Genomic DNA, 26673 nt, shown 5'->3' on the forward strand with positions numbered 1-26673 from the left:
CGCATCATGACACCGGGTGTCATGGGTTCAGCGGACGTGGCGCTCGTGGCCACTGGTTCAGCGGATGCGGCGCGTGGCTATTGGTCCAGCGGTACGCGGCGCTCGTGGTCGCTGGTTCAGCGGATCCGGCGCGTGGCTATTGGTCCAGCGGTACGCGGCGCTCGTGGCCACTGGTTCAGCGGACGCGGCGCTCGTGGTCGCTGGTGCGGCGGACGTGGGAGCGTCGCCACTGGTTCAGCGGACGTGGCGCTCGTGGTCTCCGATGTCGCGCCCCGCGTCCCGGTGGCCGTCCGCGGCGTCCTCGTCCGGCCGCCACAGCGGATGCTGACGGGCCGCCCACGCCCGCTCGACCCTGCCCGTGCGCATCCCGCGCCGGGCCTCCGGATCGGCGAACGCCTTGCCGATATGGCCGATCAGGACGAGGCCGATGGCCAGCGCCAGCCAGTCGTGGACGAAGGTGGCGCTGGTACGCCACACCAGCGGGGCCAGACCGGTGAACCACATCAGCAGCCCGGTGCCCGCCATCACCATCACCGCGCCCGCGATATACCCCGCGTACAGCTTCTGCCCGGCGTTGAACTTCCCCGCCGGGCGCTCCTGTCGCCGGCGGTCGCGGCGCAGCGCCGCGCGCAGCCAGCGGCGGTCGTGCGGGCCGAAGCGGTTGAGCCGGGTGAGATCGGCGCGGAAGGCGCGGGAGGCGAGCCCGAGCAGGGCCGGGAGGGGCGTCAGGATGCCGCTCCACTCATGGACGGTGACGACGAGGGCGCGCCGGCCGACGAGTTCGGCGAGCTGGGGCAGATAGAGGCAGCCCGCGCTGAACACGCACACGCCCAGCAGGAGGGCGGTGGTGCGGTGGATCCAGCGCTCGGCGAGGCTGAACCGGCGCACCCGCGACCGGTCCTGGTCGTGGTCCTGGTCCCGGCCCCCGGCTCGCGAAGACGCGGTCATCGTCCGCTCGGAGGGTGGGGTCATCCGCTCAGGCGGTGGGGTCATCGTCGCGTCCGTTCGATTTACCGACCCAGGCGTCGACGTCATAGCCCCGGTCCTCCCAATAGCCGGGCCGCACCTCGTCGGTGACGGTGATACCGGAGAGCCATTTCGCCGACTTGTAGAAGTACATGGGCGCCACATACAGCCGCACCGGACCGCCATGGGAGTGTTCCAGCGGCTTGTCCCGCAGCTTCAGCGCGACCAGGACGTCGGCGCGCCGCGCCTGGTCGAGGGTCAGGCTCTCGCTGTACGCGCCGTCGAAGCAGGTGAAGCGGACGGCCTTGGCCCGCGGACCCACCCCGGCGGCGTCGAGCAGCGTCGACAGCCGCACCCCCTCGAACGGGGTCCCGGGCACCCGCCAGCCGGTGACGCACTGGACATCGCGGACGAGGCGGGTCTGCGGGAGCGCGCGCAGATCGGCGAGGCGGTACTCGGCGGGCTTGTCGACGAGTCCGTCCACGGTGAGGCGGTAGTTGCCCGCGTCCTTGTGGGGCACGGAGGAGGTGACGGAGTAGTAGCGGAATCCCCCGCCGTTGGGGAGGAGTCCGGTCACCCCCGTCGGGTCCTTGTCGGCCACCGCGCCCAGGGCGGTCTCCAGGCGGCCCTGCAGCCAGGGGGCCGCGGCCATCGCGCCGGCGCCGAGGCCGAGCATGCCGAGGACGAGGCGCCGGCCGACGGGGGCGCCGTGGCCGTCGGATCCGGCACCGGTGTTGGGGTCCATGGGTCGATAAGAGCACCGGGCGGGGGTGGCGCGCCATATCCGCCCGGGATTCGTCAGACTTCGGTAAGACTCCGGGTCCGGTGGCCGTGCGGGGTCTACGGCAAGCGCCGGGTCTACGGCACGTGCCGGTGTGCCCCGGGCCTACCCCACCGCCTTGGCCGCCGCGCGGCCCGCCGTACGGCCCGAGAAGAGGCAGCCGCCCAGGAAGGTGCCCTCCAGGGAGCGGTAGCCGTGCACTCCCCCGCCGCCGAAGCCCGCCGCCTCCCCGGCCGCGTAGACGCCGGGCAGCGGTTCGCCGCCCTCGGTCAGGACGCGGGAGGAGAGGTCCGTCTCGAGGCCGCCGAGTGTCTTACGGGTCAGGATGTTCAGGCGCACGGCGATCAGCGGACCCGCCTTGGGGTCGAGGATGCGGTGCGGGGCGGCGGTGCGGATCAGCCGGTCGGCCACATACTTGCGGGTGCCGCGCAGGGCGGTGACCTGGAGGTCCTTGGTGTAGGGGTTGGCGATCTCGCGGTCCCGGGCGACGATCTCCCGCCGCAGCCCCTCCTCGTCGATGAGCGGCTCCTTGGTGAGCTCGTTCATCCGCCGGACCAGCGCCGTCAACGACCGCTCCACGATGAAGTCCGCGCCGTGGTCCATGAACGCCTGGACCGGGCCCGGGGCACCGGCCCGGCCGCGGCCGATCACATCGCGGACGCTCTTGCCGGTGAGGTCCGGGTTCTGCTCGGAGCCGGAGAGCGCGAACTCCTTCTCGATGATCTTCCGGGTGAGGACGAACCAGGTGTAGTCGTAGCCGGTCCGCATGATGTGCTCGAGCGTGCCGAGGGTGTCGAAGCCGGGGAACAGCGGCACCGGCAACCGCTTGCCGCGCGCGTCGAACCACAGAGAGGACGGGCCGGGCAGGATGCGGATGCCGTGCCGGGGCCAGATGGGGTTCCAGTTCTCGATGCCCTCGGTGTAGTGCCACATCCGGTCGCGGTTGATGATGCGGCCGCCAGTCGCCTCGGCGATGCCGAGCATATGGCCGTCGACATGGGCCGGGACCCCGGAGATCATCCGCTCGGGCGGGGAGCCCAGCCGCTCCGGCCAGTTGGCGCGCACCAGATCGTGGTTGCCGCCGATCCCCCCGGAGGTGATGATCACGGCTTGGGCGCGCAGTTCGAAGGCCCCGGCGACCTCGCGGCCGCTGGGGGAGCCGCGCTCGGCGTCGCTGGGCTCCAGGATGTCGCCGGTGACGGTGTCGACCGTGCCCGCGCTGCGGGCCAGCCCCGTCACCCGGTGCCGGAAGCGCAGCTCGACCAGGCCGCGGGCGGCCGCCGCCCGCACCCGCCGCTCGAAGGGGGCCACGACACCGGGGCCGGTGCCCCAGGTGATGTGGAAGCGGGGTACGGAGTTGCCGTGCCCGGTCGCGTCGTAGCCGCCGCGCTCGGCCCAGCCGACGAGCGGGAACAGCCGCAACCCCTGGGCGTGCAGCCAGGACCGCTTCTCGCCCGCCGCGAAGTCCACGTACGCCTCGGCCCAGCGGCGCGGCCAGTGGTCCTCCTCGCGGTCGAACCCGGCCGTGCCCAGCCAGTCCTGCCAGGCGAGTTCATGGCTGTCGCGGATGCGCAGGCGGCGCTGCTCGGGTGAGTCGACGAGGAAGAGGCCGCCGAAGGACCAGTGGGCCTGGCCGCCGAGCGACTGCTCGGGCTCCTGGTCGAGCAGGATCACCTTACGGCCGGCGTCGGCCAGTTCGGCGGTGGCGGCGAGGCCCGCGAGCCCCGCGCCGACCACGATCACGTCCGCGTCGTACGCCATGGTGTGGTGTCCGTTCTCGTGAGCCCGCCGACGCCCGCCGACGGCGTCATGACCGCGATCCTGCCTACCGCCCAGTACGGCGTCAACCCGGGGTATGGGAGCGGTTTCCGGCCGCTTCCCGACCGCCAACTCCCCCCGCGAAACCTGGACGTAGAACAAAAGGTCACAATCGTTCACCGAGATTGGACACGGTTTAGGCCGACCGTGCATCATCATCGACCATGGCTGACCGCTCCGTTGAGCATTCAGGGCCGACGCCCGAGGTGGAACGTCGCGTGGTGAACCCGACGCTCGTCACCCCCGGCCCGCAGCCCCTCCAATCCGGACCACCCGCGGACGAGGCACAGGTGCTCCGCGGCGAGGTGATCGGGCCCCGGCATGCCCGCCGCCGCCCCGTGGACAACCGCCGTAAGGCCGCCGCCGGAGCGATTCTGCTGTCGGCCACCGGCGCCGCCACCGCCCTCTTCATGTTCATGGGCAAGGACGCCCGTGAGGCGACGGCCGCCTCCGGACACGACACCTCGACGGCCGTCCCGGACGAGCCGGAGAGCCATACCGTCCCGTACGCCGAGGCGGCGGTGGGCGACACCCCGCTGCGCGGTGCGCGCGCCGAGAAGCCCAAACCCCAGCCGCCCGCCGCCCAGCCCGTGGCCCAGGCCCCGGCGGCCGACCCCACACCGGACAGGCCCCGGACCCCGTCGTCCGGCAAGGGCCGCTCCACGCCGTCCTGGCCGGACTGGTCGTCCCGCGGGCCGGGAGAGTACGACGACTGGCAGGACGCGGTGGAGGCGTTCGACCGCTTGGCCGAGCAGCAGCAGGAGCGGCAGCGCGGCGAGAACGGCGGCTCCGGGCCGTACACACCGGGGCAGGGGCAGGGCCAGGGCGGCGGTTACGGGGACGGCTATGGGGGCGGATACGGCAACGGCGGCGGCTATGGCGGCGGAAACGGCTACGGCGGCGGCCATGGGGGCGACTACGGCGGCGGATACGGCGGTGGCCACCGGCGCTGACCGCGCCCGTGATCTGCTTGTATGGCGGTATGCCTGATCAGGAACCGCTTTCCGCCAACGAACTACTCGACATCGTGGACGAGCGGGACCGCGTGATGGGCCAGGCCCGACGCGGTGACGCCATGGCCCACCGGCTCCGGCACCGCTGCGTCTTCATCCTGGCCCGGGACGCCCAGGGCCGCGTCTTCGTCCATCGCCGCACCGCCGAGAAGCTGGTCTTCCCCTCGCTGTACGACATGTTCGTCGGCGGGGTCGTCGGCGCGGGCGAGGGCTATGACGAGGCGGCGCTGCGCGAGGCGGAGGAGGAGCTGGGGGTGCGGGGGCTGCCCGCGCCCGTACCGCTCTTCTCGTTCCTCTACGAGACACCCGAGCACACCTGGTGGAGCCGGGTCTACGAGGTGCGCTGCGAGCTGCCGGTCGATCCACAGGCCGAGGAGGTCGCCTGGCACGCCTTTCTCACCGAGGAGGAGCTGACCCGGCGGCTGCCCGAGTGGGAGTGGGTGCCGGACGGGCGGGAGGCGTACCGGCGGCTGATGGAGTGGCGCCGTGAGAGGGTCGAAGCATGACCGAATCCTCCGGGTCCGGGCCTTCGGAGCCTCCGCAGCCATCGGAGCCCGCGCAGCCCGCCGAGCCGCGTGGCGGCGGTCTCGCCTCGGCGGCGGCGGACGTACGGCTGTGGTTCGCGCCCGAGCGGCTACGGGAGGAGGGCGGCACCCCCGACTACCGCTTCTCACTCGCCAACGAACGGACCTTCCTCGCCTGGCTGCGCACCGCGATGGCGCTGGTGGGCGGCGGATTCGCGGTCGACCAGTTCCTCCCGGAGACGGCCCGGCCGCTGCGGCTCGCGCTGGCGCTCATCCTGCTGGCGGGCGGCGCGCTGTGCGCCCTGCGGGCCATCAGCCACTGGGTGCGCTGCGAGCGGGCCATGCGGCGGGGCGAGGACCTGCCGATGTCCCGCTTCCCGGTGGTGCTGGGGCTCGCGGTCGGCGTGGTCGCGCTGCTGATGGTGATCCTGGCCGCCTTCGGGTGGGGCGGGTGACCCGGGAGGTGTGAGGCGATGCCGGACGGGAAAGGGACGCACGGATCACGAACGCGGGACCGGGACCCCGGGCTCCAGCCGGAGCGGACGCGGCTGGCCTGGCGGCGTACGACGCTGGCCTGCGCGGTGGCCGCCTCGCTCGCGGGCCGGCAGACCCTGCACAGCGGTATCGACCCGGCCTCGCTCGTGGTCCTGGCCCTGGTGGTGGTGGCCTGGCTGGCCTTCCTGGCACTGGCCCACCGCCGCATCAGGGCCATGCGCATGCCACGTCCGCCCGCCCTGTCCCCGCGGGCGGCCGTGGCAGCGGTGGCCTGCACCTTCGCCCTGGCCGTCCTGGGAGCGGCGATGCTGCGCTGAGACCACCCGAGGGTCGGCCCTCGCCATCGCCGCGCCGGCCGCGGGGGTAGGCGGCAGCCGGCCGGGGCGGGGCCGAGTGCGGGCCCGGGGCGCCTGCGGCGGCGAAGTTCCCCACCCCGCCCCTTCCCGAAGCAAGGGGCTCCGCCCCTTGACCCCTCCGGGGCTCCGCCCCTTGACCCCGTAGAGCCACGCCCCGCACGCCACGTAGCCCCAGGCGAGGCCGCACCCCGCGCTCACGGTGCCGCCCGGGGCGGGGACCGAGCCCAAAAGGAGGCCGGGCCGTGCCCCCGCCGACGTCCGAGCACCCAACCGGGGTTCGGGGGACTGGGCCCAGCAGGGTCCGAGAGGCACAGCCCAGCGCGGTCCAAGCGGCGCAGCCCAGCAGGGTCCGAGGGGCGCAGTTCCTTGTTTCGGGAAGGGGCGGGGTGGGGAACTTCGCCCGCCCGGTCTGCACCCGACCGAAGGCCCCCGCCGACCGGGGCGCTCCCAGAAGATCGCTCAGGCCAGGGTCAGTCCACCGCGATGGCGATCTTGCCCCTGGTATGGCCCTCCATGCTGAGACGCTGGGCGTCCGCCGTCTTCGGAAGGGGGAAGACCGCGGAGACCTCGACGCCGAGGGCGCCGCGCTCTGCGAGGTCGGTGAGGTCCTGAAGGTCGTCGGGGTCGGGGCGGACGAAGACGTAGCGGCCACCGAGGCCGAGGACGGCGGGGTCGGCGATGGAGGCCAGGCGGCCGTCGGGGGCGAGGAGTTCGGCGGAGACGGTGAGCGCGTCGCCGCCGACCAGGTCGAGCACGGCGTCCACCCCGTTCGGGGCGAGGGCGCGGACCCGCTCGGCGAGGCCCTCGCCGTACGTGGTCGGCTCCGCGCCGAGCGCGCGCAGATACTCGTGGTTGCGCTCGCTCGCGGTGCCGATCACGCGGGCCCCCATGTGCCGGGCCAGCTGGACCGCCATCGAGCCGACCCCGCCCGCCGCCGCGTGGACCAGGACGGTGTCGCCCTCGCCGACCCGCAGCGCCCGCACCAGCGACTGGTAGGCCGTCAGGCCCGCCAGCGGGATGCCCGCGGCCTGCGTGAAGGAGAGGTTCCGCGGTTTGCGGGCGAGGGTGCGGATGGGCGCGGCCACGTACTCGGCGCAGGTGCCCCGGGAGAGGAAGTCCTCCCGTACGTATCCGATCACCTCGTCACCGGGCCGGAACTCCGTCACCGCGGGGCCGGGCCGCTCCACGACCCCGGAGACGTCCCAGCCGGGGATGACCGGAAAGACCGCGTCCAGGATCGGTTCGAGGTATCCGGCCTGCGCCTTCCAGTCGACGGGGTTCACGCTGGCGGCCCTGACCCTGATCAGGACGGAGTCGGGGCCGACCTTCGGCTCCGGCCGCTCCCCGTACTCCAGGATCTCGGGGCCGCCGTAGCGGCGGTAGGTGATGGCCTTCATGGTGGTGCTCCTCGCGGCTCACGCGTTCTCGTGGTTCTCACGTTCTCGTGGTTCTCGTTCTCGTGGTTCTCACGTTCTCGTGGTTCTCGCGGCTCTCGCGTTCTCCTTGCCCCGCTCCTCCCCATCGACGCTCCTGCTCCCCCACCCTCGGCGCAAATCCGCAACCGCCCCGGCCGCCACCCCGGCGCTACGCCGGGCTCTGCGCCGCCAGCGGCGGCAGCGCGGCTCGTGGCTCCACCCCGCCGAACCAGAAGCCGAGCAGAAACGCGACGGTGGACTCCAGCAGGCGGGCCCGCTCCAGGCCCCCGGCGTCCAGCGGTACGCAGCCCATATCGCGGACCAGCGTGCGTACGGCCTCCAGGGCCTCCTCGTCGTCCCCGCACAGCGGAACCGCCAGCGGCCCGTCGGCGAAGACCGGCGGGGTCATCCGCCACACCGCGTCCGAGCAGTGGCAGAACGCCTTCACGACCCGCGCCCCGACGGCCCGCGCGGCGATCCGCTCGGCCATGCCCGGCCCGCCGTCGGTGGCGAGGGTGAAGCGCCCGGGGACGACCGCGTTGGTGCAGTCGATCAGCGCCCGGCCGCTCAGCGTGGCCTCGGCCGCGCCCGCCGCCTCCAGGGCCGCCTCGACGCCGTCGTACGCCACCGCCAGCAGCGTCACATCGCCGAATCCGGCGGCCTCGCGCAGACTCCCCGCCCGCGCTCCGTGGCCGATCCGGGTGGCCAGCGCCGCCGCCTTCGGCCGCGAGCGGCCGCCGATGAACAGCTCATGCCCCGCCCGCGCCCACTGGGCCCCCAGCGCGTCCGCCATCGTGCCCGTGCCCAGCACTGCGATCCGCATCGCGGCCTCCTCCTCGTTCTCGCCTGCCGATGGGGAAGGACACTAGGAAGTCCGTCGCACACCGCGCGGTGTGCGACGGATGCGCTAGGACGGCGGTCAGCAGGTCAGGAGGTCATCAGTGAGTGAACCGGCGACGACATCGCGGCCCCTCGCCCCGGAGGGATTCATCGCCGACTGCCGGGCGCGGCTGGGCTTCGATCTGCTGGCCCGCACCTGGACCGCCGTCGTGATCTTCGGGCTGCGGGAGGGGCCGCGCCGCCCCGGCGAACTGCGCGAGGCGATCGGCGGCATCAGCCCGAAAGTGCTCAACGACACTCTGCGCCGCCTGGAGGACGACGGGCTGGTGGAGCGGCGCCGGTACGCGGCGGCGCCGCCCCGGGTCGAGTACGCGCTGACCCCGCTCGGGGAGACCCTGCTGGGGCCGGTCGAGGCGCTCGGTGCCTGGTCGGTGGAGTACGGGGACGCGGTGGTCGAGGCTCAGGAACGGGCCGAGGAGCGGGCCGAGCGGGGGCGGGATCGGTAGTTCCAAGCCCTCCGGGCCGCGGCCCGATGTGCCCGGCAACGGACACCCACTGGACTACATACCGACTGGTCGGCATCATAATGCGGAACAGTTCGCCCGCTCCCCCGACCGAGCGGCTGTGAGCAGTACCAAGAAGGACCGAGGAAACCCAGGAAGAGGTTCGATGAACGCAGGCAATCCCCCAGGGCTCGACCTCGATCGGCTCCGCGCCCACCTCGACCGCGAACGCGCGGGACTGGTGCGCGGGCCGTTGAGCGCCGAGCTGATCGAAGGCGGCCGTTCGAATCTCACCTACACCGTCACCGACGGCACCTCCCGCTTTGTCGTCCGCCGGCCGCCGCTGGGCCATGTGCTCGCCACCGCCCACGACATGGCGCGGGAACACCGGGTGATCAGCGCCCTGCACCCGACGGCCGTGCCGGTGCCGGAGCCGGTGCTGCTGTGCGAGGACGAGTCGGTGGTCGGATCGCCCTTCTACGTCATGGAGTTCGTCGAGGGCACCCCGTACCGCACCGCCGAGCAACTCGCCGGCATCGGCCCGGAGCGCACCCGGGAGGTCGTCCTCTCCCTCGTCGACACGCTCGTGGCGCTGCACTCCGTGGACCCGGCCGAGGTCGGGCTCGGCGACTTCGGGCGCCCGGAGGGGTTTCTGGAGCGGCAGCTTCGGCGCTGGGGCAAGCAACTGGCGGCCTCGCGCAACCGCGAGCTCTCCGGGATCGACGAGCTGCACACCCGGCTCGCCAAAGCGCTGCCGGCCTCCCCCGTGCCCACGGTCGTCCACGGCGACTACCGCCTGGACAACGTCCTGGTGGACGCCGACGACCGGATCACGGCGATCCTCGACTGGGAGATGTCCACGCTCGGCGATCCGCTGACCGACCTCGGGCTGATCGTGATGTACAGCGGTCATCCGAATCTCGCCGACTCCCCCATCTCCTCCACCCAGGGCGCCCCCGGCCACCCCGCCACGGACGAGCTGATCCAGCGCTATGCCGAGGGTTCCGGGCGTGATGTGAGCGGCGTGTCCTGGTACACCGCCTTCGCCTACTTCAAGCTCGCGGTGATCCTCGAGGGCATCCACTACCGCTACACCCTCGGCCAGACCGTCGGCGCGGGCTTCGACCGCATCGGCGACATCGTCCCCGCCTTCATCGACCACGGTCTCACCACCCTCGAGGAGAGCTGATCCCGTCATGGACTTCGCATTCGACGCCCGGACCGAAGAACTGCGCGCCAAGCTGCTCGCCTTCATGGACGAGCATGTCCGTCCGGCGGAGGCGGTCGCGGAGGAGCAGCGCGCGGCCCTGGACTCCCCGTGGCTGACCCCGGCGGTCGTCGGGGAGCTCAAGGCCGAGGCCCGCCGGCAGGGGCTGTGGAACCTCTTCCTGCCCGACGAGGAGTACGGCGCGGGGCTGACCAATCTGCAGTACGCCCCGCTCGCGGAGATCACCGGCCACAGCCCCCAGCTTGCCCCCACGGCCCTGAACTGCGCCGCCCCCGACACCGGCAACATGGAGGTGCTCGCCCAGTTCGGCGACGAGCGGCAGCGCAAGCAGTGGCTGGAGCCGCTGCTCGCGGGGGAGATCCGGTCGGCCTTCGCGATGACCGAGCCGGAGGTCGCCTCGTCCGACGCGACCAATATCGAGACCCGGATCGAGCGCGACGGCGACGACTACGTCATCACCGGGCGCAAGTGGTACATCTCCGGGGCGATGAACCCCGACTGCAAGATCTTCATCGTGATGGGCAAGACCGACCCGGAGGGCGCCGATGTGCGCCGTCAGCAGTCGATGGTGCTGGTGCCGCGCGACACCCCGGGCGTCGAGGTGCGGCGGGCGATGCGGGTGTACGGCTACGAGGACCACTACCACGGTGGCCACGCCGAGGTGGTCTTCGACCGGGCGCGGGTGCCGGTGAGCAACCTCATCGGCGAGGAGGGCGGCGGTTTCGCCATCGCCCAGGCCCGTCTCGGCCCCGGCCGGATCCACCACTGCATGCGGCTGATCGGCATGGCCGAGCGCGGTATCGAGCTGATGTGCCGGCGGGCGGTGGACCGTACGGCCTTCGGCAAGGCGCTCGCCCAGCAGGGCCAGGTCCATGAGTGGATCGCGGACGCGCGGGTGGCGGTCGAGCAGCTTCGGCTGCTGGTGCTGAAGACGGCCTGGCTGATGGACACGGTGGGCAACCGCGAGGCGCATACCGAGATCCAGGCCATCAAGATCGCGACCCCCCGTACGGTGGTTCAGATTTTGGACCGGGCGGTGCAGTTGCATGGCGCGGGCGGGGTGAGCCAGGACTTCCCGCTGGCCGAGCTGTGGGCGGCAGCCCGCACGCTGCAGTTGGCTGACGGGCCGGACGAGGTGCATCAGCGGTCGCTGGCGCGGCGTGAGTTGAAGCGGTACGTGTAGCTGAAGCGGTGCGGGTGGGGCGCGGGCGGGGTTTGGTCCCCACCCGCGCCCCTTCCCGTGCCGCATCCGATATGCGGCTCCGCCGCGTGGGAGGGCTCCGCCCCCGGGCCCCCGGTCCTCAAGCTCCCCCAGCTACCGCTGGGAGGTGCCCCCTGGACGGGCTGGTTATGGCCGCAGCGCGCGCAGCAGCAGGTCGGCCAGGTGGTCGGCGACCTCCTGGGGGCCCAGCGGGCCGCCGGGCCGGTACCAGGTGCCCAGGTGGTGGACGGAGCCGAAGTGGTAGTCCACCACCAGATCGGCCGGGGTCCGGGAGCTGAAGACCCCGGTCCGCTGCCCCTCCTCGATCAGCGCGCGGAACCGCTCGTGGTAGCGGCGCCGCTCGGCGCGCACCTGCTTGTGCTTCTCCGGGCTGAGTTGGTGCATCGACCGGAAGAAGATCGTGGCGTCGTCGAGGTTCTCGATGGTGGTCACCACGACATCGGCCGCCGCGTCCCGCAGCCGCCGCTCCACCGGTGCGTCGGCGTCCGCGAAGGCGTCCAGGCGCTCCTGCTGGAGCCGGAGCACCCGGCCGTAGATCTCATGGAGCAGATCGTCCTTGGAGCCGAAGTAGTGGTAGAGCGCACCCTTGGTGACGCCCGCCGCCTCGACGATCTCCTGTACGGACGTCCGGTCGTATCCGCGCTCCGCGAACAGGCGGGTGGCAGCCGCCAGCAGCCGCTGTGGCACCGGCTGTCCGTCACCGTCCGTCGTTTTGGCCATGGTCGCCACCCGTTCTCTTCCTCTTCTCTTTCATCCTCGCAGTTCCCGCCGGAGGATCTTGCCACTGGTCGTCTTGGGCAACTCGGGCAGGATCTCCACCTCGCGCGGGTACTTGTACGCGGCGAGGCGCTCCGCACAGTACGCGGACAGCTCGTCCGGTGTGGCCTCGGCCTCCGGTCGGAGGCTCACATACGCCTTGACCGTCTCGCCGCGGTACGCGTCGGGTTTGCCGACGACGGCCGCCTCCCGCACGGCGGGGTGAGTGTAGAGCACGTCCTCGACCTCGCGCGGCCACACCTTGAACCCCGAGGCGTTGATCATGTCCTTCTTGCGGTCGACCACGTACAGCCAGCCGCCCTCGTCCATGAAGCCGATGTCGCCGGTGCGCAGTTCCCCGTCCGGGAGGGTGGTCGCGGTGGCCTCCGGGCGCCGCCAGTAGCCGGGCACCACCATCGGGCCGCGGACGACGATCTCGCCCTGCTCGCCGAACGGCACGTCCTGCCCGGCCTCGTCCACGATGCGTACGACCGTGTCGGCGCCGGGGACGCCGACGGCGAGGGTGCCGGAGACCGGGTCGATGGGGGCGCGGACGCCGGGTGGGACGCTGGCGCAGGGCGCGGTGCACTCGGTGAGCCCGTAGCCGTTGTGCAGATACGGGCCGAGGGCCGATTGGAACCGCTCGACCAGCGCGGGCGGCAGCGGGGCGCCGCCGGAGGAGATGATCCGGAAGGACGAGAAGTGGTCGCGGCCGGCCTGGGGGTGGGCCATCAGCGCCATGAAGGCGGTGGAGGGGCCCACGGTGTAGGCGGGGCGGTGCTCGGCGAAGGCGTCGAGGACGACGCCGGTCTCGAAGCGGTAGGCCAGGGCCAGGGTGCCCGCTCCGGACACGCACGCGCAGAGCTGGCAGACCATGCCGGTGATGTGGAACAGCGGGGCCAGCGCGAAGAGCGTCGAGCCTTCGGGCAGCTCGTGGAGGAGGTGCTGCCGGTCGGCGTTGTAGGAGATGTTGCCGTGGGTGTTGGTGGCCCCCTTGGGGGTGCCGCTGGTCCCGGAGGTGTAGCTGATCAGCGCGATGTCCTCGGCGCGCGGTGCGGGGACGGACGGCGGGCGGGCTCCGGCGCGGGCGGCCGTAAGGAGGTCCTCGGTGTCCTCGGGGACCGGGAGGGGCTCCTCGCGCAGCACCCGCGCGTCGTCGCGGGTCTGGAGCTCACGGGCGTCGGCGGTGAACGCGATGCGCACCGGGGACGCGGCGGCCGTCTCGCGTACGTAGTCCTCCCAGGCGTGGCGGGAGCAGACCAGGGCGCTCACCTCGGCGTCGCCGAGGATGTGCGCGAGCTCGGCGCCCTTGTACATGGGGTTGACCGGGACGACCGTACCGCCCGCCTTCCACGCCGCCAGCAGCGCGATCACGAAGTGCGGGGTGTTCTGGAGCATGATCGCCATCCGGTCGCCGGGCCCGAAGCCACGTTCGGCGAGATGGCCGGCTATGCCGTCGGAGAGCTCGTCGACCTCCCGGTAGGTCAGCCGTCCGTCGAAGTAGGCGAGCGCCGGATGGCCGGGGGCGGTGCGCACGGCGTCCCGGAACGCGTGCAGCGGACTGGGCCGCGGGGTGATCGTCCGGCGCTGTGCCTCGGTGAGCTGGGCGAGCCATGGCTGGTCCTGGTACGTGGTCATGGGTGCGGCCCTGTCTGGACGGGGGTGAGGGTGGTGGTGCGGAGAGTACGGGAGCGGCGACCCGCGGGGTCAGCCCGAGGTCCCGGATGCCGCCTCGAGATCCTCGAGCTTGCGCTGCAGCTTGTTGATGCCGCCCAGCCAGCGGTCGGTGTCGCCGGCGCGGGCCGCGTAGTGGCGGGCCACCTCGGGGTGCGGAAGGATCAGGAAGCGCTCCTCCTCGATGCCCGCGAGGACGGCGTCGGCGACCTGCTCGGGCTCGATCGCGGTGGGCGCCAGCACCAGGTCCCCGGCGGCCCCGGTGGCGGTCAGCATGTCGGTGCGCACCCCCTGCGGGCAGACGGCGTGGACGCCGATGCCGCGGTGGCGGTAGGTGCCCGAGAGCCATTCGGCGAAGGCGAGCGCGGCGTGCTTGGAGACGGCGTACGGCGCCGAGCCGATCATGGTGAGTATCCCGGCGGCGGAGACGGTGGCGACGAAGCGGCCGCTGCCGCGCTCCAGCCACTCGGGCAGCAGCTCCCGGGCGGCCCGCACATGGGCCATCACATTGACGTCCCAGGACTGCTGCCACAGCTCCTCGTCGGCCTCGGGGCCGCCGTCGTGGCCGACGCCCGCGTTGGCGCAGAAGATGTCGATGGTGCCGCCGAGCGCTTCACGGGCCGCGGGCACGATGCCGGAGGCGTCGCCGGGCACTGCGGTCGCGCCGATCTCCTCGGCGACGGCGGCGGCCTTGGCGGCGTCGAGGTCGTTGACCACGACCCGGGCGCCCTCGGCGGCGAAGCGCCGGGCGAGGGCGGCGCCGATGCCACCTCCCGCCCCGGTGACCACAACACGCGCCCCACGCACGGTACCCACGATTCGCAGCTCCTCGGATCGACTCGGATCGGCTCCTGCCCGCAGCGCAGACTAACCAGTCGGTATGTACAAACGGAAGAGGCACACCGGCCTCCCGGCGCACGGCCGGCGGGTTACCGGCCGGGGCGCTTCCTGCGCATCACCCCGCGCCAGCGGGCGTTCTCCCCGGCGAGCGCGTCCCACAGCACATTGAGCGGATGGCCGGCGTCCTGCGCTGCGCGCTCCCCGGCCCGTACGAACACTCCGATCAGCACTTCCAGCTCCGGTCCCGCACCGTCGGTCAGCTCCAGGGTGCGCAGCCCGGCACCGGCGCGGATCCGTCCGCCGGCCACCGCGTCGCCGATGCCCTCGGTGACGAGCACACAGCCGCGCAGCACCCCCGAGGAGAGCAGCTCCAGCCCGTACTGCACGGTGTCGATCTCGGCCGCGATATGCAGCTCCTGGCGGTAGCGGGCGCCGAACCAGCCACGCAGAAAGCCGGGTATGAGCCCGTCGGCCGAGACGGCGAGCGGCAGCCGGGGCAGCTCGCTCACCGGGACCGAGGGCCCGGGCAGCTCCTCGGCGTCGAGGTTGGTGACCAGGGACAGCCCGCTGCGCCGCCACTCCATCACCTCGAAGCCGTCGAGCCGGCTGTCGTGGCCCGCCGTGGTGAGGACGCTGCCGCATACCAGGTCGAGTTGTTTGGCCTCGAGCCGCTCCAGCAGATCCCGGGTGCGCACATGCTCGACCTTGAGCTCGACACCCCGCCGGTCGAATTCCCCGGTGACCAACTCCACGGCATTCAGCAGAAAGCCGAGGGTGTAACGGGTGGAGCCGACACAGAGCCGGCTGCCGAGTCGGCGGCGGCTGTCGTGCAGCCCCTCCAGCCACTCCTCCAGGGTGCCGCGTGCGAGTCCGGCGAGGGACTCCCCGGTGGCGGTGAAGAGCACATTCTGACTGCGTCCCCGTTTGACCACCAGCGGCTCTCCGCACAGGGCGCCGAAGTTCCGGTTCAGGGTGTCCAGTTGTTTCTGCACACTGGACTGCTCCCGCCCCAGCAGCCGGGCGGCGCCCAGTGCGGTGCCCGCCTCATGGACCGCGAGCAACGTTCTGAGCTGGTCCATCGTGGTGTCCAGCAGCGCCGTCGGGTACTGCCATCGATCCTTTAAGGGCATTCCGGCCTTCCGCTCGAAGAGTATTCGGCACCCCAATGACGTTTCCGTTCGCAGCATAGTGCAGCGCCTTCCGGGTGAACTGATCCCGAGAACAGCGGGGATATTCTTCCGATGGATATTCGGGAATTCCCTATCTCCGGATGGCCGCGGAGTCCGGCATTCCAGGTTCCGGTCGCGTCATTGCGGGTAAGTCGAACGGCTGGCCGATTGTCCGACGGCAACCGTATGCGTGTCGTATGGTCAGCGGACGGGGCAGTTGGGACGATGCACGCACATCGGGCCATCCAAGGGGGAGCAGCGATGACGGGGATGAGCGTACGGCCGTACTGGGAGCTGAGATTCGACGCCTACGGGGACGTCGACCTCCGGCAGCGGGACCGGCTGCTGGAACAGGCCGCCCGGCAGGACCTCACGGATCTGGTGGTGTTCGCGCACGGCTGGAACAACACCCGGACCATGGCCACGCGGCTCTACGACCGCTTCTTCGCGCCCTTTCCGGAGCTGCTCGGCGAGGCGGGCCCGGCGCGGCTCGGCTATGTGGGGGTGGTGTGGCCGTCGATGCGGTTCGCGGACGAGTCGCTCGCGGGCTCGACCCCGGAGCCGGCGCCCGGCGCGCCACCGGGCCCCGACGCGGACATCCGGCGCCCGGGGCTCGACGCGGAGACCCACCGGGCGCTGGACACGGTCTTCCCGGGGCGGCGGCAGATCGTGGCGCGCCTGGCCGAGCTGCTGGCCGAGCGGCCCGAACGGCTCGCGGCGCTGGACGAGTTCGGGGTGCTGGTGCGCGGGCTGGTCCGGGTCCACGGGGAGTCCGGCACGGCCGGGGACCCGGCGGCCGCGGACGAAGACGAGGACGAGGACGAGGACGACGACGGCGTACCGGCGATGTTCGGGGCGGACGTGCCGGAGGTCTGTGAGCGGTTCGCGGCCGCGCTCACCGAGGCGCGCGGGAAGACCGACGCGGAGGACCGCGCCTTTCCCGACAGCGGGCTCGGCGGCCTCTGGGACGGGGCGCACGAGCTGCTCCGCCAGGGGACGTACTACGTGATGAAGCGGCGGGCCGGCGCGGTCGGGCGCGAGGGCCTCGGACCGGTGCTGGGCGCCCTCGCGGCCGTCCGGCCCGCCCCGCGGCTCCATCTGGTGGGCCACAGCTTCGGCGGCCGGCTGGTGTCGTACGCGCTGACCGGGCTGCCGGAGGGCGCCACGGTGGCGTCGGTGACGCTGCTCCAGGGGGCGTTCTCGCACTACGCGTTCGCCGAGCGGCTGCCGCACGCCACCGGCCGCGGCGGCGCCCTGCACTCCGCCGCCCACCGGGTCCGCGGCCCCGTGGTGTCCTGCCATTCGCACCATGACACCGCGCTCGGGCTGCTGTATCCGGTGGCGTCGCGGGTGTCCGGGGACGATGCCTCGCTGCTGCCGGGCGACACCCGCTGGGGGGCGATCGGGTACGACGGCGTCCGGGCCGTGGAGGGGTGCCCGCGCCTGGACCTGGCCGAGGCGCTGGAGGGCCCGTTCCCGGCGGAGGGCTGTGTGAGCGTCGATGTCTCGGAGGTCGTACGGCACGGTGTGCCGCCGGTCGGGGCGCACAGCGACATCTGCCATGCGGAGCTGGCCCGGGTGGTGCTGCGCGCGGGCCGCATCGGGGACGTGTAGCAGGGCGCGGGGCCTCGCCGGATGCGAGGCCCCGCCCCGGTGGCCTCAGCGGTGGGCCGGGAACTCCACCACCTGCTGGAAGGTCGGCCGGTTCTGCCAGCTCATCTTGTCGTGGGTCAGCCCGCCGACCACCCGGTGGATGATGGCGTCGGCGCACCACTGGTCGCCCGCGGAGCAGTTGTCGTCCCCCGGGTAGACCTGGGCGGCGGTCTTGCCCACGGCCGTCTTCAGGCTGGTCAGCAGGGCGTCACGGCAGGCGCTGAGCCGGCCGCCGCCGCAGTACGGGCGGGCCAGCGGCCCCTTGACGTCCTCGCCGAGGACCGTGCGCAGATCCTTGTCGGCATAGGACCACCAGCCGTACTGGAACGAGGACCCGGCGTGCGAGCCGGTGGGGCCGTGTCCGGCCGAGGGCGCTTCGTCGACCGCGAGATTGGCCCGCAGGGCGTCGTAGAGGCCGTCGCCCAGTCCGGATTTGAATTCGGCCTCGACCAGCAGCGGCCACCAGGCGTCCATGATCCGTACCGCGTCGGCGTGCCCGTAGGTGTGCGAGCCGGCGCTGGTCTCATGGCGCTGTGAGCCCGCCGACTGCCAGGAGTCCAACTGCTGTGCGGCCGTGGCCAACTGGGGGTCGTCGATGGGCTTGGAGCGCAGCACCTTCAGCAGCTCCGGCAGCACGTCCTCGCCGCGCAGATCGGTGAGGGCGGCCTCGGCCATGGCGCGGGTGAGCGCGGAGCGGGTGACACCGCCCTTGCGGACCAGGGCGCGCACCCGGTCGTCGAGGAGGTTGCCGCGGTGCACCGAGCCGTTGCCGAAACCGGCCACGCTGTAGTCCTTGGCCAGCTTGTTGTTCCAGCTGATGTAGTAGTCCTGGTCGATGGACTGGGGGTGTTCGGCGGGCGGTGTGGCGGCGGCGGTGTTGTCCTTGGGATCGAAGTCCCGCCACTCATAGGCGGCTTCACCCTTCACCGGCAGCGAGGGGTCGACGTCCGCGGCGCGCACCGGGTTGAGCCCGCTGTTGTAGTAGCCGGTCTGCCGGGAGTCGGCGTAGAACCAGTTGAAGGTGTAGTTGATGTTCTGCGCCGCGCTCTGGAAGGACTTGGCGTCCTTCACATAGTCCGGGTCGTTGAGCATCTGGAAGCCGACGATGGAGTCGGCCTCGTGACGGTAGGTGGAGCGCAGCATGGTGTAGGCCACCGGTTTGCCGTCGACGGTCGCGCGGTGGGTCACCAGCCCGTACTTGGTGCGGTAGACCTGCATGCGGTACGAGCCCGCGGCGGTGGAGTCGGCGAGGGTGGGCTTCCAGGCGTTGCGCCGCTCCAGCTTGTCCATCGGCACGCAGTCGCCGTGGTAGCGGTAGTACGTGGAGTCCTTGGACGGGGTGGAGCCGTCCGGGGAGCACAGCTCGACCGCGTAGGTGTCGGTGATGTCCTGGCCGGAGGTGGTGGCGCTCCAGGCGTAGTCCTGGCCCCGGCCGAGCTGGATGTACATCCCGACCCCCGCGAAGGAGGCGCCGCGGGCGCTGATCCCCGGGCCCTGGATCTCCTGGAGCATCAGGAGCTGCGGGGCGAAGTAGCCGGTCTGCGGGCCGAAGACGGCCACCGGGTGGCCGCTCGCGGTGTACTTGCCGGAGACCACGAGCGCGTTGGACATGCCCTTCTTGCGGCTGAACAGATCGCGGGGCAGCACCCCGTCGTCGTAGATGCCGCGCAGTGGCTCCAGCGCTGCCTTCGGGGCCTTGACCTTGGTGCGGGCCGTGGCACCGGACTTGGTGGCGCCGCCCTCGCGGTCGTAGACGAGCTGTTCGGGGGTGACCGACCCGGCGTCGGGCAGCGCGCCGCCCTTGGGCGTGGCGGGCTTTCCGGCGTACGGGAAGCTGCCGTCGCGTACGGTCAGCGCCGCCTCCGGGTCGTTGCGCTCGCGGAAGGACTCCCACACCTTCGCGCCCTCGGTCAGGCCGTACTTCTGCTGGGCGGCGAGCAGCGAGAGCGCGCCCTCCACCTCGCCGCCCCCGCCGCTGCCGAAGAGTGCGCCGACCACGGAGGCGAGGGCGATCAGGTCGGTGAGCTTGAACGGCTGGATCTCACCGGCGTTGGTGATCGCGTCGATATGGCCGGTGAGCACGTACTCACCGGGGAAGTAGCGGCCGTCCTTGGCCTTCTTGGCGTAGGCGTTGATGCCGTCGATGTACGCCTGGGCGTCGGCCAGCGCCTGGCGGCCGCGCTCGCCGCCGTGGGCGAGGATGTAGTCCACCTGCGCCTGGTAGTCGGCCTCGGTGTACGGCGCCTGGCGGAAGAAGTCCTGTTCCAGGCCCTGGTTGGCGGGGGCGCCGCCGGCGAAGGAGGTCAGCTCGCCGCGGCCCACGTGGCGGAAGAGGTCCATCAGCCACAGCCGGTCCTGGGCGGCGGCGTATCCGGCGCCGTACTCGGTGCCCTCGCGGGTGGTGCCCTGGATGTGCGGGACACCGGTCTTCTTGTCGCGGGTGATCGTGACGTCGGCGCGCGGCTTGGTCACGGAGGCCACCTGGTCGGCGGGGACTCCGAAGGAGGAGTCGTTGAAGAAGTTCGTCAGCTTGTCGTCGGTGAGGGTGGGGTAGCCGCTCGCCAGGTCGCCGTACGGGCCGAGCTGGTCGGCGCTGTGCTCGGGGTGGGTGCCCAGCACCCGGTTGGCGAGGATGTCGGCGAGGGTGGCGTTGCCGGTCGCGCCCGGCGGGAGGATGTCGGAGCACTGGCCCCGGCAGTAGTCGGTGGCCGCCGCGGCCGGCTCGGCCCTGGCCGGCTGGGGCGCCGGGGCCGCGAGGGCGATGCCGAGGCCCAGCGCGGCGGCCGCGGCGAGCACGGTATGGGTGAACTTGCGGGTCCTGGTGGGCCTGGGGGTTCGTCGTCGCATGTGCGCTCCTCCCGATTGCCGTCGCGACGGAGGTTACCGGCGGTATTACCAGCCCGGAAGATGAGCGGACGTCAACTTCGTGGCGCGAGAGGCCCAATGAGGCCCAATGAGGACTGCCGGAGAAAGTCCGGGGAATTCGATGGATCCGGATCGCACTGCGTTACGTCCATTCGACAACGAGTCGGGTCCGCACTCGCGGAGGTGGTATGAAGTGGCCGGTTTCAGAGCACTGGCACGAGAAGTTCGCAATCCACGCAGACACATCACTGCTCGGCGCACATCGCTGCGCAAATGCCTTGAACGGTTCGCGCCGTACGGGCACCGGGCGACCTGGCACCATCTGTGCACCAGCTCCGGGATCCCCCCGGAGGACCGCAGGCCGGACCCCCTACGACTGCTCACCGCTTTGGAAGAGCTCGAGGAGGCCCGCACGCTGTGGCTCGCGTACGAGGCGGACTTCGCCGCCCGGCGCAGGCAGGAGAAACTTCTCGGCATCCGGCAGCCGAGCACCGTCGACGACTGGCATCTGAACACCTGGGGCGGATGCGACATCATTCCCTGCGAGAGCCCCTCGGCCCATCCCGGCGACCGCCTCGCGGACGTGCTGCGACGGCTGATCGCGGCGATGGAGTCGGGACCGGGGTCGGCCTGCCCCGTATGCGCACGACGGGGCCTGGTCTGGCGCGAGGACCTGGACCGCTATCCATCGGCCGGGCCGGTCTGCGCGGACTGCGGCATCGTGGTGCCGCTGCCGCTGCTGACCACCGAGGCCCTGGCGGCGTCCCGGGGCACGGTCCGGCTGGGCCGTTACGCCACCGTATGACGCGCCACCGTACGGCACCCGGCCGCCCCTGGCCGGGAGCGCGCTCGCCGGAGCCCCCGCACCGGGTGGCCGGCGAGCGCGCGGGAAGCCCATGACGAGGACCGGCGAACGCTGACGTCCGCCGGTGGCCGCGTCGGCGCGGAGCCCGCGTGCGGGGGCGCGGCGCGCGTTGACAGGATCCGGGTCGGCCAACCATGCTGAGCAGTCGCTTAGTGAGTGGTTGCCCGGGAGGCACGCATGGCAGAGCCCAGGATCTTCACCTCGCCCGATGACCTGCGATCCGCGGTCGGCGAGGAACTCGGCCCCAGTGACTGGCTGGAGATCGACCAGAAGCGCATCGATCTGTTCGCCGACGCGACCGGCGACCACCAGTGGATCCATGTGGACCCGGAGAAGGCCGCCGCCGGTCCGTTCGGCACCACGATCGCGCACGGCTATCTGACGCTGTCCCTGCTGCCGTCGTTCACCCCGCAGCTCCTGCGGGTCGAGGGCGTGCGGATGGGCATCAACTACGGCGTGAACAAGGTCCGTTTCCCCTCCCCCGTCCCGGTCGGCTCCCGGCTGCGCGCCACCGGCCGGATCGTGGAGGTGACCGAGGTCAAGGACGGGCTGCAGATGACGCTCGCGGTCACCCTCGAGCGGGAGGGCGGGACCAAGCCGGCGTGCGTGGCGGAGTGCGTCGTCCGCTACTACGCCTGACGGCGGCCGTCGCTCCTACGGCAGTCCTGACCGGCCCGTCGTCCTCACGACCGCCGGTCCTGACCGCCGTCGGCCCCCACCATGCGCAGCACCAGACCCGCGTAGAGGTCGCCGACCTCGTCGGGGGTGCTGCGCCCGCGGGCGTTGAACCAGCGGGCGACGTCGATGCACAGGGACAGCACCGCGACCGTGGCGCCGCGGACGTCCGGGACGTCGAAGGCACCCGCCTTCACCCCGTCCTCGATGATCGAACGCACCGCCCCGTCCGTGGCCTTGCGGACGGCGATGACCTCGGCGTGGTGCTCCTCGGCCAGCGCGCCGAGCTCGTACTGCACCACCCGCGCGGTCATATGGTGCTCGGCGTGCCAGCGGACGAAGGCGCGGACCGCGCGGGCCAGCCGCTCGGCGGGCGTGCCCGCGCTGTCCCGCGCCCGCTCCACAATCTCCAGTGCCCGCTCATGGCCGACCTTGCTGATCTGGTAGAGCAGCTCTTCCTTGGTCTTGTAGTGGATGTAGAGGGCGGCCGGGCTCATTCCGGCGCGGCTCGCGATGTCCCGGGTGGTGGTGGCGTGGTAGCCGCGCTCCGCGAAGGCGTGCACGGCGGCGCTCACCAGCCGCCGGGCGGCGTCGGGGGTGATGTCGCCCCAGGGCTCGATCTCGCCCCCGCTGTTCTTCGGCTCCGCGTCCATGGCGGACACCCTACACGGAGAGTGAGCAAGCGCTTAGGCCCGTCCGGCGGATCTTCGCGCCGGTGACGCCGGCGGCTGCCGACGGCGACCGGGCCCCGACCGCGGCAGCGGACCCGCCTCATGCCCTCGCGGCTTCACAGCGGTTCGGCGTCCGTCGCCGCGTACTCCGCGCGCAGGACGTCCAGGACGGGATGGCCGGGGTCGAACTCCACCCCGTCGATCGACCGGATCGCCCGCACCCCCACCCCCGCGTTGAGGGCGAAGGCCGTCTCCAGCTCGCCGAACCGGTCACGGTCGATCGGCTCGGTGTGCTGCGGTCCGGCGTGGCCGCGGCGGAGCAGTTCCCGGGTGACGCCGGGCAGGCATACGGCCTGCGGCCACAGCAGGCGACGGCCGTCGAAGAACCCCACGTTCCAGGTCGCGCCCTCGGACACCGCGCCCCGCTCGTCCGTCAGCAGCACATCGTCATAGCCGTCGAGCTGGGCGAGGCGGCGCAGCCGCAACAGCCCGAACAGCCCGACGTGTTTGACTTCCGGCAGGTCGCGGCGGTGCGGTGCGGTGCGCACGCTCAGCGGCGGCAGCGAGGGGGCGGCGGCCGGCCGGGTGGTGACCAGGATCCGCGGCTCGGCCTCGGCCCCGGGCCTCTCCAGCCCGAGGTCGGGGTCGTACACGGTCACCCGGACCGTGAGCGGCCCGGTGGTGTCCGCGACGGCCCGCCGCGCCAGTTCGCGGATCCGGTCCCGGTCCGGTGCGGTGCCGAAGAGCACCCCGCTGTCCCGTACCAGCCGGTCCAGATGGAGGGACAGCCCCCGTACCCGCCCGTCCTCCACCCGCATGGTGGTGAAGTGGCCGTAGTTGGTCATGGCCAGCGCCGTCAGCTCGCGGATTCCCGCCGGTTGCCCGTCCAGCTCAGTCATGGGGCCAGTCTTTCAGCCGGGCCGTCACGCCCCTCCCGCCACCGCTTAGGATCGGCTCATGGCCGATCTCGTATCCGTGAACTACACCAAGTACGACGGCACTTTGCACTGGAACCTGCGGATGCGCAGGCTGGGCGAGGACGACCACGGCGTCTGGCTGGGGCTGCCCGGCGGGACGGTCACACGCAAGGGATACGGCCCGATGGTGCCGGTCGCCTGCGCGCATGTGATCCTCCTGCCGCGCGAGGCGTGGTGGACCGCGACGTTCAACGCCCCGCCCCGGGACACCGAGATCTACTGCGATATCGCCACGCCGCCGCGGTGGGTCTCCTCCCACGAGGTCACGATGGTGGACCTGGACCTCGATGTCATCCGCAAGCGGGACGGCAGGACCCTGCTGGACGACGAGGACGAGTTCGCCGAGCACCAGGTGCGGTACGGCTATCCGGCGGATGTCATCGCGGAGGCCGAGGCGGCGGGGCGGTGGCTGATGGACGCGGTCGACGGGCGCGCCGAGCCGTTCGGGGACGCCTGCGAGCGGTGGCTGGGCATGGTCGACGGCGAGCGGCCCTGAGGCGGCTCACCGACATCCCGCCGCCGTCTCACCGGGGTGGGTGCCCCGGGCCCCGCGAGGCCGAAGTGCCTTCCGTGCGCCGCTCCCCGGGCGCGGGCCGGGTCTCACCGGGCTCCGCGGCCGGGCGCCCGCGCAGCGGCCGGACGGCTATGCCCGCCGATATCAGCAGCAGCCCGCCCAGCATGACGAAGGGCGCGGCCGTGCCCGCGAGCCCCGCGAGCACACCGGCGGAGGCGGGCGCGGCGACCTGGCCTAGCCGGTTGCCGGTCAGCCGCAGCGCGAGGGCCGTGCTGCGCGCCCCCTCCGGGGCGGCCTGGACGACGGTCGTCATCGACAGCGGCTGGCCGACGCCGAGGCAGAAGCCGAGCCCGGCCAGCAGCACTCCGAGCGCCCAGGCGGGCACCGGCAGGGCGATGCCCGCGCACAGCAGCGCGGCGCCCAGACAGCTCACGGCCATCAGCACGGTGCGGCCCATCAGGCGGATCATCGGGGTCATGGCGAGCCGGCAGGCCACGGTGGCGGCGGCGCGCAGGCTGAGCAGCAGCCCGACGACCGCGGGCGAGATACCGCGCTGTTCGCCGACGACCGGCAGATAGGCGGTGAGGATGTCGGTGGCGGAGAGCACGGCGAGGCTGATGAACATGCCGGAGGCGACTCCGCGGGTGGTCAGGATGGACCGTACGGACACCTTCCGGGCGGGGGCCTCCTTGGCGGGCGTGGCCGCCGTACCGGCCGGGCGGCGCTCGATGCGCCACAGCGAGGTGAAGGAGAACGCGGCGAGGGCGGCGGCGACGAACAGCGCGACGGCGCTGGTGCGGGCCATCGCCCCGTCGTGTCCGGAGACCACCAGACCGGCCGCGATGGGCCCGATGAGCTGGCCGAGCGAGGCGCCGATGGTGAAGTGGCCGAAGTTGCGGTCCTGTTCGTCGGGGGCGCTCTGGCGGGCCACGATGGACTGGGCGCCGATGACGAACGACAGATGGCCGAGCCCCATCACCCCGCTCCACGCGGCCATCGCGGGCAGCGATCCGGCCGTACCGCTGAACGCGCAACCGGTGGCGATGAGGGCGACCCCGATGGGCAGCAGCGGGGCGCACCGCCCGTGGTCGGTGCGCCGCCCCAGCGGTACGGCGGCGAACAGCGGCAGCAGGGCGTAGATGCCGGCGATCACACCGACCGCGCGGGCGTCGGCACCGAGCGCGAGGGCCCGGTAGGAGACGGCGGGCCGCGCCATGCTCACCGCCCCCTGGGTGAACGAGAAGGCGATGACCAGGCGCAGCAACCAGCCCCTACCGGGCTCTGAACTCTTCACGGATCAGATGATGCCGAAGAGAACACCGGCGGCGAGCACCACCAGGGAGGTGAGCACCGCCCATTTCACGGTGAACCGGGTATGGTCGCCGAATTCGACCTTGGCCATGCCGACGAGCACGTAGACCGCGGGGACCAGCGGGCTCGACATGTGCAGGGCCTGTCCGACGAGCGAGGCGCGGGCTATCTCCAGCGTGGAGACCCCGTGCGCGGCCCCGGCCTCGGCGAGGATCGGCACGATGCCGAAGTAGAAGCCGTCGTTGGACATGAAGTAGGTGAGCGGGATGGACAGCACACCGGTGACGATGCCCATCTGCGGGCCCATGCCCTCGGGGACTCCGTCGACCAGCCAGCGGGCCATGTGCTCGACCATGCCGGTGCCGGTGAGGACGCCGGTGAAGACGGCCGCGGCGAAGACCATTCCGGAGACGTTGACGACGTTCTCGGCGTGTGCCGCGACCCGGGCCTTCTGGTCGTTCATCTGCGGGAAGTTGACGGTGAGCGCGACGGCCGCGGCGAGCAGGAAGAGGACCGGGATCGGCATGGTCTCCGTCACCATCAGGGCGAGCAGCGCGATGGTGAGGGCCGCGTTGAACCAGTAGAGCTTGGGGCGCAGGGTGGCGCGGTTCGGGTCGAGGCCCTTGAACTCGTCGTCGTCCGCGTCGGAGGCGTCCGAGGTGCCGGAGCCGTTCGGGGACTGGGCCTGCGCGTCGGTGCCGGAGCCCGCGCCGCCGCCGGTCGGCGCGGCCTTGCCGCCCTTGGCCCCCTTGCCGCCGGAGCCCGCGCCGACCAGCACCTGCTCGGGGTCGCCCGCGGTGACCTCGTCCAGCGTCAGCACGCCGAGGCGCTTGCGCTCCCGCAGACCGAGGCCGTAGGAGAGGGCGATCACGAAGAGCAGACCGGCCGCGAGGGCCGGGATCATCGGCACGAAGATGTCGCTGGCGTCGACCTTGAGCGCGGCGGCGGCGCGGGCGGTGGGGCCGCCCCAGGGCAGCGTGTTCATCACGCCGTTGGCCATGGCCGCGACACCGGTCATCACCACCACGCTCATCTTCAGCCGCCGGTAGAGCGGCACCATCGCCGACACGGTGATCATGAAGGTGGTGGAGCCGTCGCCGTCGAGCGAGACGATCGCCGCGAGGATCGCGGTGCCGACCACCACCCGCATCGGGTCCGCCTTGCAGAACCGCAGGATCATCCGGACGATCGGGTCGAAGAGGCCGACGTCGATCATCACCCCGAAGTAGATGATGGCGAACATCAGCATGGCGGCCGTGGGTGCCAGCTCGCCGACGCCCTTGAGGACGTAGTCCCCGAGGTGGGCCCCCTTCCCGACAAGCACACAGAACAGCGCGGGGATGAGCACCAGGGCGCCCATCGGGGACATCTTCTTCATCATGATCAGGACAAGGAATGTCGCGATCATGACGAAGCCGAGGATGGTCAGCATAGTTTCGCTACCTCACGTTCGCCTTTGAACTCCCCCAGTTTTGGCGGTCGAGGTGACGTTAGGTGCGGCAACTTTCCGTTAACAAGGTCTTGACGCGCGAGCAATAAGCG

The 26673-nt window shown here is 72.1% G+C and carries 25 protein-coding genes; 11 read left to right on the forward strand and 14 right to left on the reverse strand.

All coding sequences use genetic code 11. From position 1 onward, the window contains the following. Positions 1-234: 234 nt before the first annotated feature. The 3 genes from STRVI_RS31320 to STRVI_RS31330 form a co-directional block, all read right to left on the reverse strand. Positions 235-993, reverse strand: a complete 759-nt coding sequence (locus STRVI_RS31320; protein ID WP_435532596.1) for a cytochrome b/b6 domain-containing protein — start codon at positions 991-993, stop codon at positions 235-237. Then, positions 977-1711, reverse strand: coding sequence for a molybdopterin-dependent oxidoreductase (locus tag STRVI_RS31325; protein ID WP_014059581.1), 735 nt, complete (start codon positions 1709-1711; stop codon positions 977-979). The genes STRVI_RS31320 and STRVI_RS31325 overlap by 17 nt, the downstream gene beginning before the upstream one ends. A 141-nt stretch (positions 1712-1852) precedes the next feature. Continuing rightward, on the reverse strand, positions 1853-3508 hold the full coding sequence (locus STRVI_RS31330; RefSeq protein ID WP_014059582.1) for an FAD-binding dehydrogenase: 1656 nt from the start codon (positions 3506-3508) through the stop codon (positions 1853-1855). A 275-nt stretch (positions 3509-3783) separates the two neighbouring features. Between STRVI_RS31330 and STRVI_RS51190 the strand changes: the two genes are divergently transcribed. Genes STRVI_RS51190 through STRVI_RS31350 form a run of 4 tightly spaced genes read left to right on the forward strand, consistent with a single transcriptional unit; the run spans position 3784 to position 5914 of the window. After that, the gene (locus STRVI_RS51190; protein WP_014059583.1) at positions 3784-4518 is read left to right on the forward strand and encodes a hypothetical protein; all 735 of its coding nucleotides are present in this window, start codon (positions 3784-3786) and stop codon (positions 4516-4518) included. 29 nt (positions 4519-4547) lie between these two features. Further along, positions 4548-5084, forward strand: a complete 537-nt coding sequence (locus tag STRVI_RS31340) for an NUDIX domain-containing protein (RefSeq protein WP_014059584.1) — start codon at positions 4548-4550, stop codon at positions 5082-5084. Next, entirely contained in the window at positions 5081-5557 is a 477-nt protein-coding gene (locus STRVI_RS31345; RefSeq protein ID WP_014059585.1) for a YidH family protein, read from the forward strand. Before STRVI_RS31340 ends, STRVI_RS31345 begins: the two co-directional genes overlap by 4 nt. 18 nt (positions 5558-5575) lie before the next feature. After that, positions 5576-5914 (forward strand): DUF202 domain-containing protein, encoded by a 339-nt coding sequence (locus tag STRVI_RS31350; RefSeq protein WP_014059586.1) that lies wholly within the window; start codon positions 5576-5578, stop codon positions 5912-5914. A gap of 509 nt (positions 5915-6423) precedes the next feature. Here STRVI_RS31350 and STRVI_RS31355 read toward each other — a convergent pair. After that, on the reverse strand, positions 6424-7350 hold the full coding sequence (locus STRVI_RS31355; RefSeq protein ID WP_014059587.1) for an NADP-dependent oxidoreductase: 927 nt from the start codon (positions 7348-7350) through the stop codon (positions 6424-6426). A gap of 187 nt (positions 7351-7537) precedes the next feature. Continuing rightward, positions 7538-8191 (reverse strand): NADPH-dependent F420 reductase, encoded by a 654-nt coding sequence (locus tag STRVI_RS31360; protein ID WP_014059588.1) that lies wholly within the window; start codon positions 8189-8191, stop codon positions 7538-7540. Positions 8192-8309: 118 nt separating this feature from the next. Here STRVI_RS31360 and STRVI_RS31365 point away from each other — a divergent pair, with 118 nt between their 5' ends. The 3 genes from STRVI_RS31365 (at position 8310) to STRVI_RS31375 (ending at position 11122) form a co-directional block, all read left to right on the forward strand. Next, on the forward strand, positions 8310-8714 hold the full coding sequence (locus STRVI_RS31365) for a winged helix-turn-helix transcriptional regulator (protein ID WP_014059589.1): 405 nt from the start codon (positions 8310-8312) through the stop codon (positions 8712-8714). A 163-nt stretch (positions 8715-8877) separates the two neighbouring features. Further along, positions 8878-9900: a phosphotransferase family protein gene (locus STRVI_RS31370; protein ID WP_014059590.1), complete on the forward strand. Its 1023-nt coding sequence runs from the start codon at positions 8878-8880 to the stop codon at positions 9898-9900. 7 nt (positions 9901-9907) lie between these two features. Beyond that, entirely contained in the window at positions 9908-11122 is a 1215-nt protein-coding gene (locus STRVI_RS31375; protein WP_014059591.1) for an acyl-CoA dehydrogenase family protein, read from the forward strand. 165 nt (positions 11123-11287) lie between these two features. On the opposite strand, the gene STRVI_RS31380 is transcribed toward STRVI_RS31375, so the two are convergent. The 4 genes from STRVI_RS31380 to STRVI_RS31395 all read right to left on the reverse strand — a co-directional run bounded on the left by STRVI_RS31380 (position 11288) and on the right by STRVI_RS31395 (position 15561). Next, positions 11288-11881: a TetR/AcrR family transcriptional regulator gene (locus STRVI_RS31380; protein ID WP_014059592.1), complete on the reverse strand. Its 594-nt coding sequence runs from the start codon at positions 11879-11881 to the stop codon at positions 11288-11290. Positions 11882-11911: 30 nt separating this feature from the next. Beyond that, positions 11912-13555 carry an AMP-binding protein gene (locus tag STRVI_RS31385; RefSeq protein ID WP_014059593.1) on the reverse strand — a complete coding sequence of 548 codons (1644 nt, stop codon included), beginning with the start codon at positions 13553-13555 and terminating at the stop codon, positions 11912-11914. Between the two features lie 69 nt (positions 13556-13624). Further along, positions 13625-14407, reverse strand: a complete 783-nt coding sequence (locus STRVI_RS31390; RefSeq protein WP_014059594.1) for an SDR family oxidoreductase — start codon at positions 14405-14407, stop codon at positions 13625-13627. A 113-nt stretch (positions 14408-14520) separates the two neighbouring features. Further along, positions 14521-15561 carry a LysR family transcriptional regulator gene (locus STRVI_RS31395; protein WP_043236845.1) on the reverse strand — a complete coding sequence of 347 codons (1041 nt, stop codon included), beginning with the start codon at positions 15559-15561 and terminating at the stop codon, positions 14521-14523. Positions 15562-15861: 300 nt separating this feature from the next. On the opposite strand from STRVI_RS31395, the gene STRVI_RS31400 reads away from it, so the two are divergent. Further along, entirely contained in the window at positions 15862-17214 is a 1353-nt protein-coding gene (locus STRVI_RS31400; RefSeq protein WP_014059596.1) for a hypothetical protein, read from the forward strand. Between the two features lie 45 nt (positions 17215-17259). On the opposite strand, the gene STRVI_RS31405 is transcribed toward STRVI_RS31400, so the two are convergent. Next, on the reverse strand, positions 17260-20100 hold the full coding sequence (locus tag STRVI_RS31405; protein ID WP_014059597.1) for a penicillin acylase family protein: 2841 nt from the start codon (positions 20098-20100) through the stop codon (positions 17260-17262). Positions 20101-20311: 211 nt separating this feature from the next. On the opposite strand from STRVI_RS31405, the gene STRVI_RS31410 reads away from it, so the two are divergent. Together STRVI_RS31410 and STRVI_RS31415 are read left to right on the forward strand one after the other, a co-directional pair. After that, positions 20312-20923 carry a hypothetical protein gene (locus STRVI_RS31410; RefSeq protein WP_014059598.1) on the forward strand — a complete coding sequence of 204 codons (612 nt, stop codon included), beginning with the start codon at positions 20312-20314 and terminating at the stop codon, positions 20921-20923. Between the two features lie 237 nt (positions 20924-21160). Further along, a complete protein-coding gene (locus STRVI_RS31415) occupies positions 21161-21622 on the forward strand; it encodes a MaoC family dehydratase (protein WP_014059599.1) in 462 nt (153 codons plus the stop codon). A gap of 44 nt (positions 21623-21666) precedes the next feature. On the opposite strand, the gene STRVI_RS31420 is transcribed toward STRVI_RS31415, so the two are convergent. Further along, complete coding sequence (locus tag STRVI_RS31420) at positions 21667-22311, reverse strand: TetR/AcrR family transcriptional regulator (protein ID WP_014059600.1); 645 nt, start codon at positions 22309-22311, stop codon at positions 21667-21669. 134 nt (positions 22312-22445) lie between these two features. Then, a complete protein-coding gene (locus STRVI_RS31425) occupies positions 22446-23228 on the reverse strand; it encodes an aminotransferase class IV (protein WP_014059601.1) in 783 nt (260 codons plus the stop codon). 58 nt (positions 23229-23286) lie between these two features. Between STRVI_RS31425 and STRVI_RS31430 the strand changes: the two genes are divergently transcribed. Next, positions 23287-23802 (forward strand): DUF402 domain-containing protein, encoded by a 516-nt coding sequence (locus STRVI_RS31430; protein ID WP_014059602.1) that lies wholly within the window; start codon positions 23287-23289, stop codon positions 23800-23802. Between the two features lie 28 nt (positions 23803-23830). Here the strand turns inward: STRVI_RS31430 and STRVI_RS31435 are convergent, their stop codons facing one another. Then, a complete protein-coding gene (locus STRVI_RS31435; protein WP_043236848.1) occupies positions 23831-25114 on the reverse strand; it encodes an MFS transporter in 1284 nt (427 codons plus the stop codon). 3 nt (positions 25115-25117) lie between these two features. After that, positions 25118-26563, reverse strand: a complete 1446-nt coding sequence (locus STRVI_RS31440; protein ID WP_014059604.1) for a CitMHS family transporter — start codon at positions 26561-26563, stop codon at positions 25118-25120. Positions 26564-26673: the final 110 nt, after the last annotated feature.

The sequence above is a fragment of the Streptomyces violaceusniger Tu 4113 genome, from assembly GCF_000147815.2.
Classification (GTDB): Bacteria; Actinomycetota; Actinomycetes; order Streptomycetales; family Streptomycetaceae; genus Streptomyces; species Streptomyces violaceusniger_A.